The sequence below is a fragment of the Corallococcus terminator genome (assembly GCF_003611635.1).
GTDB lineage: Bacteria > Myxococcota > Myxococcia > Myxococcales > Myxococcaceae > Corallococcus > Corallococcus terminator.
Map to the genome: position 1 here is coordinate 1 of NZ_RAVZ01000277.1, position 13,595 is coordinate 13,595.

15 protein-coding genes and 1 pseudogene are annotated in these 13,595 nt (G+C 67.6%); 6 read left to right on the forward strand and 10 right to left on the reverse strand.

Translation table 11 applies throughout. The annotated features are described in order from the left end of the window. Positions 1-467: pseudogene (locus D7V88_RS43925) on the forward strand (hypothetical protein); the annotation flags it as partial. 672 nt (positions 468-1,139) lie between these two features. On the opposite strand, the gene D7V88_RS30570 reads toward D7V88_RS43925, so the two are convergent. Beyond that, on the reverse strand, positions 1,140-1,478 hold the full coding sequence (locus D7V88_RS30570; protein WP_120544152.1) for a hypothetical protein: 339 nt from the start codon (positions 1,476-1,478) through the stop codon (positions 1,140-1,142). 118 nt (positions 1,479-1,596) lie between these two features. Between D7V88_RS30570 and D7V88_RS30575 the strand changes: the two genes are divergently transcribed. Further along, positions 1,597-2,304: a DNA-methyltransferase gene (locus tag D7V88_RS30575; protein WP_120544153.1), complete on the forward strand. Its 708-nt coding sequence runs from the start codon at positions 1,597-1,599 to the stop codon at positions 2,302-2,304. A gap of 53 nt (positions 2,305-2,357) precedes the next feature. Here D7V88_RS30575 and D7V88_RS30580 read toward each other — a convergent pair whose 3' ends face one another. The 3 genes from D7V88_RS30580 to D7V88_RS30590 all read right to left on the reverse strand — a co-directional run bounded on the left by D7V88_RS30580 (position 2,358) and on the right by D7V88_RS30590 (position 3,788). Then, positions 2,358-2,831, reverse strand: coding sequence for an SMI1/KNR4 family protein (locus tag D7V88_RS30580; protein ID WP_120544154.1), 474 nt, complete (start codon positions 2,829-2,831; stop codon positions 2,358-2,360). Between the two features lie 9 nt (positions 2,832-2,840). Further along, positions 2,841-3,485, reverse strand: coding sequence for a hypothetical protein (locus tag D7V88_RS30585; protein ID WP_120544155.1), 645 nt, complete (start codon positions 3,483-3,485; stop codon positions 2,841-2,843). 102 nt (positions 3,486-3,587) lie between these two features. After that, positions 3,588-3,788 carry a hypothetical protein gene (locus D7V88_RS30590; RefSeq protein WP_120544156.1) on the reverse strand — a complete coding sequence of 67 codons (201 nt, stop codon included), beginning with the start codon at positions 3,786-3,788 and terminating at the stop codon, positions 3,588-3,590. A 114-nt stretch (positions 3,789-3,902) separates the two neighbouring features. On the opposite strand from D7V88_RS30590, the gene D7V88_RS30595 reads away from it, so the two are divergent. Next, a complete protein-coding gene (locus D7V88_RS30595; protein ID WP_147448926.1) occupies positions 3,903-4,391 on the forward strand; it encodes a hypothetical protein in 489 nt (162 codons plus the stop codon). A gap of 82 nt (positions 4,392-4,473) precedes the next feature. Here D7V88_RS30595 and D7V88_RS30600 read toward each other — a convergent pair whose 3' ends face one another. Then, the gene (locus D7V88_RS30600; protein ID WP_120544158.1) at positions 4,474-8,181 is read right to left on the reverse strand and encodes an RCC1 domain-containing protein; all 3,708 of its coding nucleotides are present in this window, start codon (positions 8,179-8,181) and stop codon (positions 4,474-4,476) included. A 264-nt stretch (positions 8,182-8,445) separates the two neighbouring features. Further along, positions 8,446-8,643 (reverse strand): hypothetical protein, encoded by a 198-nt coding sequence (locus D7V88_RS42675; protein WP_147448927.1) that lies wholly within the window; start codon positions 8,641-8,643, stop codon positions 8,446-8,448. A 272-nt stretch (positions 8,644-8,915) separates the two neighbouring features. Here D7V88_RS42675 and D7V88_RS30610 point away from each other — a divergent pair, with 272 nt between their 5' ends. Further along, positions 8,916-9,767, forward strand: a complete 852-nt coding sequence (locus tag D7V88_RS30610; protein WP_120544160.1) for a pectate lyase — start codon at positions 8,916-8,918, stop codon at positions 9,765-9,767. 16 nt (positions 9,768-9,783) lie between these two features. Here the strand turns inward: D7V88_RS30610 and D7V88_RS42680 are convergent, their stop codons facing one another. The 4 genes from D7V88_RS42680 to D7V88_RS30625 all read right to left on the reverse strand — a co-directional run bounded on the left by D7V88_RS42680 (position 9,784) and on the right by D7V88_RS30625 (position 12,468). Continuing rightward, on the reverse strand, positions 9,784-9,975 hold the full coding sequence (locus D7V88_RS42680; protein WP_147448928.1) for an ATP-binding protein: 192 nt from the start codon (positions 9,973-9,975) through the stop codon (positions 9,784-9,786). A 19-nt stretch (positions 9,976-9,994) separates the two neighbouring features. Continuing rightward, complete coding sequence (locus D7V88_RS30615; protein WP_120544161.1) at positions 9,995-10,744, reverse strand: hypothetical protein; 750 nt, start codon at positions 10,742-10,744, stop codon at positions 9,995-9,997. Positions 10,745-10,840: 96 nt separating this feature from the next. Then, positions 10,841-11,857: a DUF2071 domain-containing protein gene (locus tag D7V88_RS30620; RefSeq protein ID WP_120544162.1), complete on the reverse strand. Its 1,017-nt coding sequence runs from the start codon at positions 11,855-11,857 to the stop codon at positions 10,841-10,843. Further along, on the reverse strand, positions 11,854-12,468 hold the full coding sequence (locus D7V88_RS30625) for a hypothetical protein (protein ID WP_147448929.1): 615 nt from the start codon (positions 12,466-12,468) through the stop codon (positions 11,854-11,856). The genes D7V88_RS30620 and D7V88_RS30625 overlap by 4 nt, the downstream gene beginning before the upstream one ends. Positions 12,469-12,586: 118 nt before the next feature. Here D7V88_RS30625 and D7V88_RS30630 point away from each other — a divergent pair, with 118 nt between their 5' ends. Then, positions 12,587-13,186, forward strand: coding sequence for a TetR/AcrR family transcriptional regulator (locus D7V88_RS30630; RefSeq protein WP_120544164.1), 600 nt, complete (start codon positions 12,587-12,589; stop codon positions 13,184-13,186). A 76-nt stretch (positions 13,187-13,262) separates the two neighbouring features. Continuing rightward, positions 13,263-13,595: alpha/beta hydrolase (locus D7V88_RS30635; protein ID WP_244238483.1), on the forward strand; the 333-nt coding region annotated here is incomplete at its 3' end.

Here is a 13,595-nt window from a genome sequence, read left to right on the forward strand (position 1 = left end):
TCCGCTTCGCGGAGAACCGGCCGCGCTCCGACGTCCTGTCCTGCTTCTGCTGCTTCTTCACATCCACCTCACGAGGGGGAGGCTATCCCCCAGAAAGGTGTCTCAGAAAATCCTGGGGCGGAGGAGGGGGCACCCTGCTCACCACCACCCGCAAGCGGCGCATCGCCATGGCCGCGTACCACGCCTTCCACATTGTGGAGGACGTGGCGTCGGAGGACCCGGCGGACAACGGCCTGGACAAGGCGTCCCGTGGGCTCAAGGTCATCGACAACTGGATGAAGGCGAACGGCTGGCGCGCCCTGAAGCCGGGCGAGCAGGAAGCCGTGAAGCTGGAGTTCCGGTCCATGCACCGCGCACAGGCGGCCGAGGTGAAGGTGCGTGCGGAGGCGATGGAGGTGGCGCTCGGCGCCATCGGCAGCTCCGCCGCGCTGGCGCCGGCCGCCGCAGCGGTGGCGGCGGTCCCTTAGACGCCCCGCGGCTTGCGGTCGCCGCGGGGCTGTCGCGGGTGCAGAGCGACGTGCCGGTGCGCACCGGCTACCTGGAGGCCTCTGCTGGAGCCTCCTCCCTCACAGGCGCGTACGCGTGCTTGGAGGGTGGGGCGAGGATCCGGCAGGACCTAGGCCTTTTCGCCTTCGCGGAGGCCAACCAGCGGGAGCGGATGGCCGGCGCGGGCGTGCGGTGGACGTTCGGCTGGTGAAGTGCGGCGGCCCGCCCTGGATGCTCGGGGCGGGTCCGCTCAACGCAGCGTCACCAAGCCCAGGCATCGCCCCTGTACCAGAACCCTCCGTCCGCGCCATGGGCGGCGTCGCAGAAGGACATTGCATACGTCTCGCATTCCTTGAAGGTGGAGGTGTTGATCCAGGCCGTGGCGCCTGCATTGGCGCCGGTCCAACACTCGACTCGACAGGAGTTTCCTCCGCCGCCAGGGCCAGGCTCTACCTTGGCGGACGACTGCCCAAGGTGAAGGTCAGCTTCCTCCGCCGGCCCACCACACCCCGCCGACAGACCGACAGCCAGCAGCCCGGCAATGATTGCCACTCGCATATGCTTCTCCTGGTTGTGAGGCGGCGCCAGGATAGCTGGATTTCCCAATCAAGCGAGGCTTCGCATCGACGTGCTGCCGGGCCTCATGGGCGCGCTCAGTCCGCCACGCTGAACCCCTGCACCTCGTGGTTGGGCAGGGTGTCCTGGTGGGCGATGCCCCTGGCCGCGTCCAGCCACGCGCCGCAGGTGACGCAGAGGTAGATGCGGCAGCCGCCGGCCAGGACCTGGGCGGCTACCTCCGGATGCAGCACCAGCAGGTCGAGCGCGCCGGACGGATGGGCGCGCGGGATGCCGGCGCGGCGGAGCTGGGCCGTCAGGGCTTCCACCCGAGTCCATGCCTCCCGGGAGAGGTGCAGGCCGTCGATGCGGACGGTGCTCCCAGCGGGCGCCTTGCGTCGCTCCGGGGGCGTCTTCGTCTTGTCGTGGGTGGGCACGGGGAGGACTTCGCACGTGCGAGGCAGGGGCGCCAACGGACGGGCGGCGCGGCATCCCTCGTGCACCACGCGCGCGTGTAGTGCGGCTCCCGCGCTACGTTGCCCACGAGTCCCCAGAGTGAAGCCCTACTTCCAGACCGACACCATCACCCTGTTCCACGGCGACTGCCGCGACCACCTGCTCGGACTGCCGTCCGAATCCGTGGACGTGCTCCTCAGCGACCCGCCCTACGGCATGGCCTACGAGGCGAAGGGTAGGAGCGGCGCGGCCATCCGCGCGGACGGCTCCCGCCAGGGCATGCGCGTCTTCCGCCAGGCGCTCACGTCCGCGGGCCACGCGCTGAAGCCGGACATGCATGCCTTCGTCTTCTGCCACTGGGAGAGCTGGCCGGACTTCTACGACGCGGCGTCGGCGCACCTGCGCATCAAGGGCGCGTTGATGTGGTGGAAGGCCCGGGGCGGCATGGGCGACTGCGCGGCCAGCTTCGCGCCGGACTACGAGGTGGTGCTGCACGGGGCCGGACCGAAGCGCCGGCCGCTCGCCGGGAAGCGCCACGGCGCCGTGCTCGCGGGCTACCCGCCGGTGCCCGCGCGGGCGCGGACGCACCCGACGGAGAAGCCCGTCAACCTGCTGGCCTACTTGGTCGAGCGCTCCTGCCCGGCGGGAGGCCTCGTCCTGGATCCGTTCGCCGGCACCGGGGCGACGCTGGTGGCCGCGCAGCAGCTCGGGCGCCGGGCCGTGGGCGTGGAGTTGGAGGAGCGCTACTGCGAGGCCGCAGCACGCCGACTGGAGGCCGGTGGCGCCGCGCTCCGGCGCGCTGCCTGACCCGCCCGGTTCCGGTTCTGCCCCCTCGAATTAGGGCGCGAAACCGGAACCACTCAGCCCTCCGGAGGATCGCTGATCAGCCAGTAGGCACGGTCACCGCTGCGGAGGGCCCTTTCCAGGAACTCCTCGAAGGAGGACGCGATGCGCTCCGTCTCCGGATATGTCTCGTGGAAGGCGTCGAACAGGGGGTAGTGGCCATTGGCAGCCTGCGCCACGTCCAGGACGACGTAGTTGGTGTCCTGCATGTCCACCAGCGTGTACTGCGATGCCGCTCCGTCCTCTTCTTCGTCCGAGGCTCTGATGGCCCGCCGCGCATGCTGAATTTCGGTCAGCGGGAGGACACGGTACTTCGCGTCCGGCAACGTCTCGAAGAGCGTGCATCCATCGCAGTGCAGGTAGAAGGCACGCAAGTCCGGGTCCAGCTTCCAGCCGACGCGCACCTCGAATGCGGAGAGCTGCTCAGTCGTCGCGGGTGGGCGCGGGAAGTGGAGCCGGGAGACTTCCTCCAGCAGTCGGTCCATGGCCATGCTGGCTCCTCAGTCTGCGTAGGGCCGCGAGGGGCCGGGCGTGAGCCACTTGCCACCCGGGGCGTAGCAGGCGGGGTACTCCTTGTTGAAGACGCCGTGCACGTCGCCAGGCACCGGCAGCACATTGTCTCGCGCCACCGGTGCGCCGCCGTGACCGAGGTCAAAGATGTGGTGCCCTGCCCAAGGCACCCCGTTGGGGTTGGTAGGCCACTCGCCGAGTTCCGAACTCCACTCGCGCCGGAAGCGCGGGCGCGCGTTGTCCCAGGTGTCCCGCCGCCACTTCCCGTCCGACACCGCGGGGTAGTCGCAGCAGCAGTGGGTGATGGCAAAGCGCCCGCCCGCTTCGGCGGGCAGAAACAGGTAGCGCCCCTTCCAATCGCCCTTGATGTCGGCGAGCCACATGCAGCCCATGAGTGCGTGGCCTTGCGCGGCGCACTTTGACTCGCAGCGGGCCATGAACGGGGCGCTGCACTGCCAGGGCCCGTAGTAGATGGTCGTCTGCAACTGGCCGCCGTCCGGGGTGGGGAAGAACGGGCTCACCCACTTCGCGGACGCGGGCGGGCCGACTGTGCCGACGGTGGCGGAGCCGCAGCCCGCGAGCGCGATGACGGCGGCGGCGCTCGCGGCGCGCGGAAGGCGGGGGACAACTGGCATGGCTTAACATGCCAACACGGACAAAATGGAAAGTTAAGTCACGGCTGCGAATGCGTCCTGACGGGTAGGACGTGTTCGGCTACCTGGAGGCGGGCCGTGCAGCTACCCCTCGGGCCGCACCCTACCGTCTTGCCCCACGACGAATCGCAGCGAGCCCGCCGCCACGCGAGCCACCTCGATTCGGTAGAGCCGTCCGCGCTCCTGCGGCTGCGCGGCGTCGACCACCTCGAAGCCCTCGGGCTCTTCGCCGTAGACGATGCGCCTTGATTGCGTCCCCCGAAGGACCGAGCGCGGGTGAACCACACCACCTCGCCATCCTCGTGGAGGACGTGGATGGTGTCGTAGAGCGGGGGGGGGCCTCCATCCTGTGATGGAGCCTCGACGCGGAAGGTGGGCGCGGGGAGCCGCTCCTGCGCGGTGGCCAGCTTCACATGGAGCCACGGCCTGCAGGCGCTGCTCGCCCTGGGAACGAACGGCGACGAGCCTGTCGCGTACCGCGCCAATGAAGACGGAGGCCAGTGGCTGCAAGAGATCCTGCCGTCCCTTTCTCAGGGACAGGTCGCGCTGCAGACTGTGCACGTCGTATCGCCGGGCCTGGCCTACGCGGCCGGAGACCAGGGGGTGTTCCTGGAGCGCGCGGGAGGCGTCTGGAGCACGAAGTCGCCGTACCCCATCTTCGAGGGCGGGGGCGTCGCGCCGGCTCTCCTCGACGTAGTGTCCTTCGGGCAGGGCGCCGTCTTCGCGCGCCTGGACACGGACGACCTCATCCGCTTCGCCGGAACGGCGTGGCAGGACCTCCTCTTCGGCACCCAGGGCTTCACGACCCTGGAGGCACTGTCGTCGGACGAGCTGTGGAGCGCGGCCAGAGATGGAACCAGGCTCTACCGGGGCCCCTGCGCGCCATGAGGCCGTCTCGTCACATGGACTCTACGCCGCCCGCGTGTTGCGTGACTGGACGCCCAGGACTCTCTGGACGTCCAGTCAAGAATCAATTCTCCAACCCAGGAATCTGCGCCGGCACAATACGATTAGTCGTTGTGCCATCGCCAAGCTGTCCTGAATCGTTATAGCCCCAAGCCCAAACCGTTCCATCCTGTTTCATTGCGGCATAGCTGAGGCCACCCAGCCCAAAAGCGACCGTGCCTGCCAGGCTTGGAATCATGACCGGTGTTCGGCGTGAAGACTTGGTCCCGTCACCGAGTCCACCCCACTCGTTGCGGCCCCAAGCCCAAATCGTCCCGTCCGTCTTTCGGGTAAACGTATTTCTTCCAGGCGCGAAGAGAGCCATTGTGATCCCAATCACTCCCTGCACTTGTACGGGTAAGTAGCGATTGGTGGTGGTCCCATCTCCCAATTGACCTGCGAAGTTGTACCCCCAACTCCACATCGTTCCATCGTGCTTTAGCGCCATGCTTGCGCCGTCATGGAAGAAGACAGATTTTACGCCGGTCAAGCCTTGAGTCTGCATTGGTACGAGGCTGTCGAGCGTCGTGCCATTGCCGAGCTCCCCCAGGCTGTTGCGCCCCCATGCCCAGACCGTACCGTCATTCTTCAGAGCGAGTGAATGCTCGGGGCCCGCCGACAAGCCAATAATCCCTGCCAATCCCTGGATTTGCACGGGGACGGTGCGGCGGGTTGTTGTTCCGTCGCCAACTTGGCCATAGGTATTGTTCCCCCAGCCCCACACGGTCCCGTCGCGCTTGAGTGCTAGGAACTGGCCACGGGCAACGATGCCGATGATGTCGCTGAGTGCCTGTATCCGTGTAGGGCTGGAGATGGATGTCCCGGTTCCATGGTTTCCCCATCCCCAGACTGTGCCATCACGCTTCAGCGCGAGGCTTCCATGGTCTGTCGCGACGATCGACTTGATGTCGGATAGTTGTTGCACCCGTATTGCCGTGGTCTGGTAGAAGGAGGCATTGGGACCGACTTGGCCATCGAGGTTGTCGCCCCATGCCCAGACGGTTCCGTCGCCCTTTAGAGCAAGGGTGTGATCGTGGCCAGATTTTATCACCTTGATGTTTGATAGTCCCTGAGTCTGCCCGGGAGTGGTTCTGTTGATGGTGGTTCCATCTCCCGCTTGTCCGTTCTGGTTGTTGCCCCATGTCCAGACGGTTCCGCTTTGTTTTAGTAGGATGAAAGTCCTGTAGTTGGATGAAATGCGAGAGTCGATTCCGTTGTCTGAGAATTCGTCGCAGTTGTTGTCAATGCCGTCGAGGATGTCGATTGCGTTCGAGTGAGTCGCTGGATTGCTGTCATCGCAGTCCTTGGGGTTGGATACATATCCTGCGGGAGGATTGCAGGTTTCAACGAATTGGAGGGGCGCCCCCTCTCCGTCTCCATCGGCGTCGCGGTATGACTTGAGGCCTTCGTCGACGGAGCCGTTACAGTTGTTGTCCGCGCCATCGCAGACTTCGAAGGCTCCCGGCCAGGTGCTCGCACTGCCGTCGTTGCAGTCGCCAGCGTTCGCCACGTAGCCTGTGGGCTGGGAGCAGGCCTGGGTGGACTGGTTCAGGTTGCCGTAGCCGTCTCCATCCGCGTCGCGGTACCAAGTGCCCAGCGTCCCCTCGTCCACCTGGGTGTCGCAGTCGTTGTCCAGGCCGTCGCAGACTTCGGAAGCACCGGGCTTGATGGCCGCGCTGGCGTCGTTACAGTCGACCGTGTTCGCAACGTAGCCCGACGGCTGCCGGCAGCTCTGCACGGCCTGGCTCCCATCGCCAAAGCCATCGCCGTCTGCATCGCGGTACCACGCCTGCGTGGACACCCCTTCGTCCACCTGCCCGTCGCAGTCGTTGTCCAGGCCGTCGCAGACCTCCGTGGCGCTGGGATGGAAGCCCGGATGGGCGTCGTCGCAGTCGCCTGCGGCCGGCGAGTACCCGGTGGGGCGTGCGCATGCCTGCACTGCTTGGGACGCGAGGCCGTAGCCGTCCCCGTCCTGATCGCGGTACCATACTGAGAAGGTAAGGCCGTCATCCGACTGGCCGTTGCAGTCGTTGTCCTTGCTGTCGCAGACCTCGCTGGAGGCGGCCTGCTTCTGCACGCAATTGATGACGCCGTGAGTGCAGTAGGTCACGCCCTCGCCGCACACGCCCTGCTGGCCCGTCTCGCACTGCTGTAGCCCACCCGGGTTGCCTTCGTCGGTCTCGCCGTCGCAGTCGTTGTCCAACAGGTCGCACTGCTCGTCGCCCGCGGCCACGTTCTGTTGGCAGGCCACGTTGCCGCTCGTGCAGGCCGTCGTGCCCGTCGCGCACACGCCCACTTTGCCCGTGGCGCAGGTATCGCCACCACTTGGATTGCCGTCGTCCGCGACGCCGTCGCAGCTGTCGTCCACTCCGTTGCAGACCTCCGGAGCACCGGGGTAGGTGGTCGCTGTGTAGTCGTCGCAGTCGAGTTCCTCCACGAAGCCGGGGGATGGCGCGCAGGCCTGCTCCGAAAGGTACTCGTCGCCAAAGCCATCCATGTCGCCGTCGAAGTAGAACGTGTTGAGGATGAGGGCCGTCGCCGGGGCCGTCACCGGCGTCGTCGAGGTGCTACCCGTGCCAAGCTGTCCCTGGCCGTTGTTGCCCCAGGTCCAGACAGGACACCCGGGCCGCAGCGTCAGCACATGCTGGGCTCCCGCAGCCAGCGCTGTCGCGTCGGTGACGCCCGTCACGTCCACCGGAGATGCGCTGTTGGCCGTGGTCCCGTTGCCGAGTTGGCCTGCCGCGTTATGGCCCCAGCCCTTCGTGAAGCCATTGCCGATGATGGCGAAGGAGCTGTTGTGTCCGGCCGCGATGGTCGTAACCGCGAATACACCATCTACCGCGCGAGGTGCCGTCACGATGGAACTGGCGCTGCCTGTCCCCACCTGACCGAAGGTGTTCTGCCCCCATGCCCACACATTCCCGAACTGCTCATCGACGAGGAGCGAGTGGCCCGCGCCCGCAGCGAGAGCCGTGGCGCGCGGTACCCCCGCAACTTGGGTTGGCGTGAGAACTGCTGCACTGGTGACTCCTGTGCCCACCTGGGCAGAGGTGTTCAGGCCCCAGCCCCACACCTTGCCGTCCGCATCCAGCGCCAGCGCATGGTTCACACCTGCGGCCATGGTGCGGATGGTGGGCAGGCCCGGCACTTCGAAGGGCGTGGGCTCCGCGAAGCTAGTGAACCCCACGCCTACCTGTCCCGAGGCGTTCTGCCCCCAGGCCCACAGCCGGCCATCCGCCCCCAGTGCGAGCGAGAAGTTCCCGTTGGCCGCGATGGACTGGATTCCAGAGAGCGTCGCCAAGCGGGTGGGAACCAGCACGGTACCGCCTACTGCCCCGAGGCCCGCTTGACCGTTGCCGTTCTGACCCCAAACCCACACGTCACCGTTCATGTCGAGTGCCAGCGAATGGTAGATGCCCGCCGCGACGGCCTTGATGGCCGGCAGCCCACTCACCCGAGTGGGTTGGGGTTGGTTGGTGCTGGTGCTGCCCGTTCCCAGCTGTCCGAACACGTTCTGTCCCCAGGCCCAGACCTCTCCGTCCTTCGTCAGGAAGAGGGAGTGGTAGGCGCCCGCCGCAACGGCTTGTGGCACCTTCGCCGACGTGATGAGGCCCTGACGTGCCGACGCGGCCTCAATGTCACTGCCCGGCGCCTCCTCGGTGCCACACCCGGCCAGCCCAACCAATAGGGCCGCCGTCAGGCAGACGAGCCATTTCCTATTCTCTCGACTCATTGACGCTCCGCACACGGGACTGCGTTGGCCCTTTCCCGGAAGCGTCCCCGCCTACGCTTTGAGAGGCTCGACAGGAAAGGAGCTGGTGACTGTATTGGCGGTGTCGGTGCTTTGCTGCTGAGTCAGACATGCACCATGGTGGTCCGCACTGACCCCAAGGCGAGGTCGTCTGTGAAAGAGTTCAGTGGACGCGTTGTGCTGTCGGGCGGCGCTTGGCGGGACACGCGACGGTGCGAGCCGCCACAGCGCCCCCCCGCAGAGTCGTCATGGGCCTGCCTTGAGTTGCTCGATCACCTCCAGAGCAGCATGCGCGCCGAGTACCCGCAGCGCCTGCTGCTCAGCCGCGCGGTATTCGCCCCGGGCCTCGGCCAACCGGGTCCGCGCCGCTGGATTCCCATCCAGCGCGAGCATCGCCTTCTGCATTTCCAACTCCGCCTGCCCCAAGCGCTGCGCCAGCGCCATCCGCTCCTGGTTCCTCATGCCGGGCGCGGAGAGCAGGAGCCATGCCGCCACCGTGTGGAGAGCGCATGCGTCTGACCCGTCCGACGTTGTCTGCCCGTTACCGTCCGCGCCCGCGTACACGCATCCGAGGCGATGCACCCTTGGGCGTGACCCGCTTCCGTGGCTCTCCCGCACTTCGTGTGGTTCCCCTCTGGGGCGTAGGCAGACGCGGCAAGCTGCCAGCGGGGCGAATACACCCTGGAATCGGGCCCGTCGCCGCGCGGCCGGCGCTCGTGGCGAGCTATCCGCTGTCGATCGGGACCTCGTGCGGCCTCGCCACCTGCTACGCGAATTCCTACGCGAACGAGTATTGGGATGACCCGACCCTGAACGACAACCTCGCGTCGGCCTTCGTGGAGATGCTGACCTGGGCCCGGGACCTGTATCCCGCGCAGGTCTCGACCTATCAGTTCATGCTCACCGCGTTCGGTGGCTTCCTTCGTCGTGCGCAGATGCCCCAGCCCCAGCCTGCCTGGGCTCAGCAGTACGACATCCAGATGCAGCCGCGCTGGGCCCGGAACTGGGAGACGCCGGCGATCGCGGGGCAGGAGAGCCAGGACATCATGTGGGCGCTCCTTCGCCTCTACCAACTGGACCCGAGCGTGCTGGCGAACCGCGCGGCGGTCGGGACCGCGCTCGCGTATCTGGAGACCGTCGATTACGCGAACAACACGCTCATCTCCCGCTACATCGAACTCGATGACACCGCGCCCTCGAACATCGGCTTCTACACGGTGAAGCCGGGCGGTTACCCGGTCCGGTTCTCCACCGCGCCGCCGACCTACCAGAACTATGGGTGGGAAGGACCCTCGCAGCTCGCCGCGATCCGCGCGGAGTACGACCGGCTGGCGACCGACACGACCGTGATGAAGCGCTCGTGCCAGCAGCTCCGCGTCGACACGGCACAGGCCGTCGACACGGCGGTGGACAACCAGCGGTGGATCACGAACTACAGCCCGGGTGGCCCGCGAAGCGGCGCCACCCCTGGCGACTACCTCGATACGAGCACGTTCGTCAGGAACATGCGCACGCTGGCTGAATTCGTCACGCGCACGACGACCGACTGCGTTGCGTGGAACTACTGATGCGGCGCTGATGCCGTCAGTGAGCGGGCAGCGTCAGCCACCCACGCACATCGATGACGATGGTGCGAGGGAGTTTGCCGTCACGACCCTGCGCTCGTCGCGCACCCGAAGTCGGCTCAAGTGTTTTATTGCTGAGCTTGAGCATCAGCCCCTCAATCAGGGCCGTCTTTCCCGTGTTGTTCTTCCCGGTGATGAGGGTGAACCGCATGGGGCGACCCCGCTGTTGTTCACGTCCGCAAGAAGTGCAGCATGAGTCGGGCCGGGATGGAGAGCGAGAAGAACACCAGCCCCACCACGAAGGGCTTGAGCTTGATCTGAGGGCAGTTGCGTCGCAGGTACGTGAGCCCTCCCAGGCCACACAGCAACATGGCGGCCCCGCTGAGCATCGACCAGCGCAGGTCGCTGAAGTAGCCCACGCCCATCCAGAGCGCGCTGATGCCCAGTCCGAACACGACCCCGAGCAGCCCCACGGCATCCGCGCGGCGCCCCACCTGCGCCTGCGACACCGGAGCGATGGGTCTCCAGGCAGTCAGCTCCTCTTTCAACTGCGCGTAGCCCTCCAGGAAGGGCGACAGCGCCATGGTCTTGCCCGGCCCCTGTCCCTTCAACAGGATCCCGAGCATGGGCGACTCCTCGATGTGCACGACCTCGTCACGCCCGAGCCGCGTCTCCGGCAGGATCTCGCTGCGGTGCGAAATCCCGCCCTCTCCGGCCTCCAGCACATAGGAGTCGAAGTGGCGCGCGAACTGGGTCTCCGACAGACGCAACTGGCGCCAGATGGAGGTGCCCATCACCCCCAGCGCCCCCAGGCACAGCAGCCCCAGCAGCACCGGGGAAAGGGCGGTGCCGCCCCTCGACCCAAGCAGGAGTCCGCCTCCCAGCGCGATCAACAGGATGGGAAGGCGTCGGAAGATGAGACGGCGGTTGAGCTGGATGGCTTCGGAGAGGGCGGCGCGGCGAAGGCGATAGGTCTTCATGACCCGCGCAGTATCTTCAGCGCTCCCCACCCTGACCAGACACGGGCAGCGCAATGGCTTGCATCTGGACGGGCGTGAACCCCCGGGGCCGGTCGCTCAGCGCGCGTACCGCTCACGACGCAGCGGGCGCCACTGGTAGGCGCACTCGGTGAGATGCAGCACCGAGTCGAGCCTCGCGCCCGGGGCGAGGGGCCCCTCCTGGAGGTACTCGCAATACAATTGCACCGGGGTGACGAACCGCGCGTTCCAGGGCGCACGGTCGATGGTCAGCACGTAGACGAAGCCGTCATCCACGCCGAACGCGTCGTAGCACTCGACCAGCGGCTCATGCAGCGCGTCCAGGTCCGTCCACACGCTGCCTTCGGGCGGCTGCGTCCGGGGGTCGGTGTCGAAGACGCCCACCAGCTTCCCACCGGGGAAGGGTGCTTCCGGATCCACTCCCACCGTGAGCAGGTCGCCCTCGCGCGCCATCACCATTTGGGCTTCGCCAAACTCGTGGAACTTGAACTCCTTGAGCGCGTTTCCCACGCCGCGCATGACGGGGTCGCTCGTCTCGCTGCGCACGAAGTAGCCGCCGCGTCGCCAGTCGCCCTTCGCGTTGCGGTAGCGCACCGCCGCCCTGTAGCTCACCTGGTAGAAACAGACGCCCATCAGCGGGAGCAGGCCCCTCGGTCGCATGTCCCGCAGCGACGACATCAGCACCTGCACCCAGGCCGTGCCGTGGAAGACCTCGGGCTCCAGGGGCGCGGGCAGCAGGCGCGCGAGGAGGCCCGGGTCCACCGCGTAGTTGACGGAGATGGCCTCCACCCAGTGCGTCTGCACCTGCGTGAGCCACGGCACGGAAGGACACGTCTCCATGCCATCGGAGCTCGGACTGGGATCCTGGGCCCGTTCGAGTTCGGCGTGTGCCTCGCGCAGGGCCTTGTGTCCGGAGGGCGTCAGCACCCACGTGCCTCGCGAGGCCTGCGCCCACCCCGCCGTGACGAGCCGCCCCAGCAGTGCCGCAGGCTCCGCGATGCCAGCCTCCCGCAGCCTCGCCGTCAGCCCCCGTTCGGTGAGTCCAAGCGGTTCCAACGCCAGCGCCACCAGGGCCGCGAGTGCCTCCGGGCTCATACCAGCCGGGGCCCCGTGACCCCGCCTGCGAGCCGGCGGCTCCGGGCGCGGTGGAGCGCCAGGCCCGAGCTGAACTGGACGAGGAACCAGAGGCCGCCCAGCACGCCGAACGCGTGATGCTCCATGCGGGCCATTCCCAGGGCGACCCCTGCGAAGAGCAGGGCCATCCCGTACCAGACGCGGCCCATCAGCGCGCCCATGGACGCGAACGACATGGCGAAGAGGACGCACGCCACAGCGGGCACGAAGAGTCGGTCCAGCCCGAGCAGCAGGTTGAGCAACGCCACCAGCACCAGCCCCCCGATGAAGGTGGTCCAGATGGCCCAGATCTGCCGTTCGATGAACGAGCGCACGCCGGCCGTCTGCCCGCGCTTCATCACGAAGATGCTGGCGAAGTTGAGGAACAGCAGCACGCCCCACAGCAGCACGAAGGGCCCCGGGCCGCGATGCCCCGCTTCCCACAACCAGTCTGTGGCCAGGAAGCCCCCGCCGTTGGTGAAGGCGTGGATCATCCAGATGGCGCCCCAGTTCTGGAGCGCGGTGTCGTCGCGGGCCTGCGCGACGACCCGGCGCATGAGTTCGAGGGCCTGGGTTGCTTCAGTGCGGTTCATCGCCTGGGAGGCTACTGCTTTTGATGGATGCGCACGCCACGCCACGCCGCGCGGAGTCGGCAGCCTGGAGCCGTGAGCCAGGGTTGCGAAAAAAGAACGACCGTCCTATAAACGGGTCATGCGCAAGGGCGAGCTCACCCATCAGGCCATCCTGGAGACGGCCGTCCGGCTGGCGAGCCGGGTGGGGCTGCACGGGCTGAGCATCGGGGGGCTGGCGGAGGAGCTGGGCCTCTCCAAGAGCGGCCTGTTCGCGCACTTCAAGTCCAAGGCGGAGCTGCAGGTACAGGTCCTGGAGGCGGCCACCGTCGTCTTCACCGAGCGCGTCGTCCGCCCGGCGTTGGGCAGGCCCCGCGGCGAGCCCCGGGTGCGGGCGCTCTTCGACGGCTGGCTCACGTGGGACCGGGACACGCTGCTCGAAGGCGGCTGCATCTTCGTGGCGGCGGCGGCGGAGCTGGACGACGCGCCCGGGCCCGCACGGGACACGCTGGTGCAGGGGCAACGGGACTGGCTGGACTGCCTGGCCCAGGCCGCGCGCATCGCCGTGGCGGAAGGTCATTTCCGCCAGGCGCTGGACGTGGAGCAGTTCGCCCATGACCAGTACGGGGTGATGCTGGGCTTCCACCACGCGAAGCGGCTGATGCGGGACCCCCAGGCCGAGGCGCGCGCTCGCCGGGCCTTCGACGCGCTCCTCACCGCCGCTCGCATCCCTACTGCCTGATCTTGTCGTTGCCGTTCCCTTCGAGGAGGACCTCGTCATGGCTGAAAATAGCACGAACGTTCGGACGAAATTAGCGGTGTGGGGTGTGCAGGCGGCGGCGCGGAGTCTGGGGGCGGTGGCGCCCGGGCTGGCGGCGGCATGGGCGGAGCGACTGTTCCTGACGCCCCAGCGGCCGCGACGCTCGCGCACGGCGGAGGCGGTGCTGGCGCAAGGCCAGCCCCGGGTGCTGACGGTGGAGCGCGAGAGGGTGGCGGTGTGGAGCTGGGGCGAGGGCCCCCGGGTGTTGCTGGTGCACGGGTGGAGCGGCTACGGCGGGCAGCTCACGGCCTTCGTGCGGCCCCTGGTGGACGCGGGCTTCTCGGTGGTGGCGTACGACGCGCCCGGGCACGGTGCGTCGTCCGGGCGCACC

Excerpts from the sequence above, each read along its gene's own strand:
- D7V88_RS30630 (WP_120544164.1), top strand. The coding sequence starts at position 12,587 with ATGCGCAAGGGCGAGCTCACCCATCAGGCCATCCTGGAGACGGCCGTC.
- D7V88_RS30600 (WP_120544158.1), bottom strand. The coding sequence starts at position 8,181 with ATGAGTCGAGAGAATAGGAAATGGCTCGTCTGCCTGACGGCGGCCCTA.
- D7V88_RS42680 (WP_147448928.1), bottom strand. The coding sequence starts at position 9,975 with ATGCGGTTCACCCTCATCACCGGGAAGAACAACACGGGAAAGACGGCC.
- D7V88_RS30580 (WP_120544154.1), bottom strand. The coding sequence starts at position 2,831 with ATGGCCATGGACCGACTGCTGGAGGAAGTCTCCCGGCTCCACTTCCCG.
- D7V88_RS30615 (WP_120544161.1), bottom strand. The coding sequence starts at position 10,744 with ATGAAGACCTATCGCCTTCGCCGCGCCGCCCTCTCCGAAGCCATCCAG.
- D7V88_RS30620 (WP_120544162.1), bottom strand. The coding sequence starts at position 11,857 with ATGAGCCCGGAGGCACTCGCGGCCCTGGTGGCGCTGGCGTTGGAACCG.
- D7V88_RS42675 (WP_147448927.1), bottom strand. The coding sequence starts at position 8,643 with ATGGCGCTGGCGCAGCGCTTGGGGCAGGCGGAGTTGGAAATGCAGAAG.
- D7V88_RS30585 (WP_120544155.1), bottom strand. The coding sequence starts at position 3,485 with ATGCCAGTTGTCCCCCGCCTTCCGCGCGCCGCGAGCGCCGCCGCCGTC.
- D7V88_RS30625 (WP_147448929.1), bottom strand. The coding sequence starts at position 12,468 with ATGAACCGCACTGAAGCAACCCAGGCCCTCGAACTCATGCGCCGGGTC.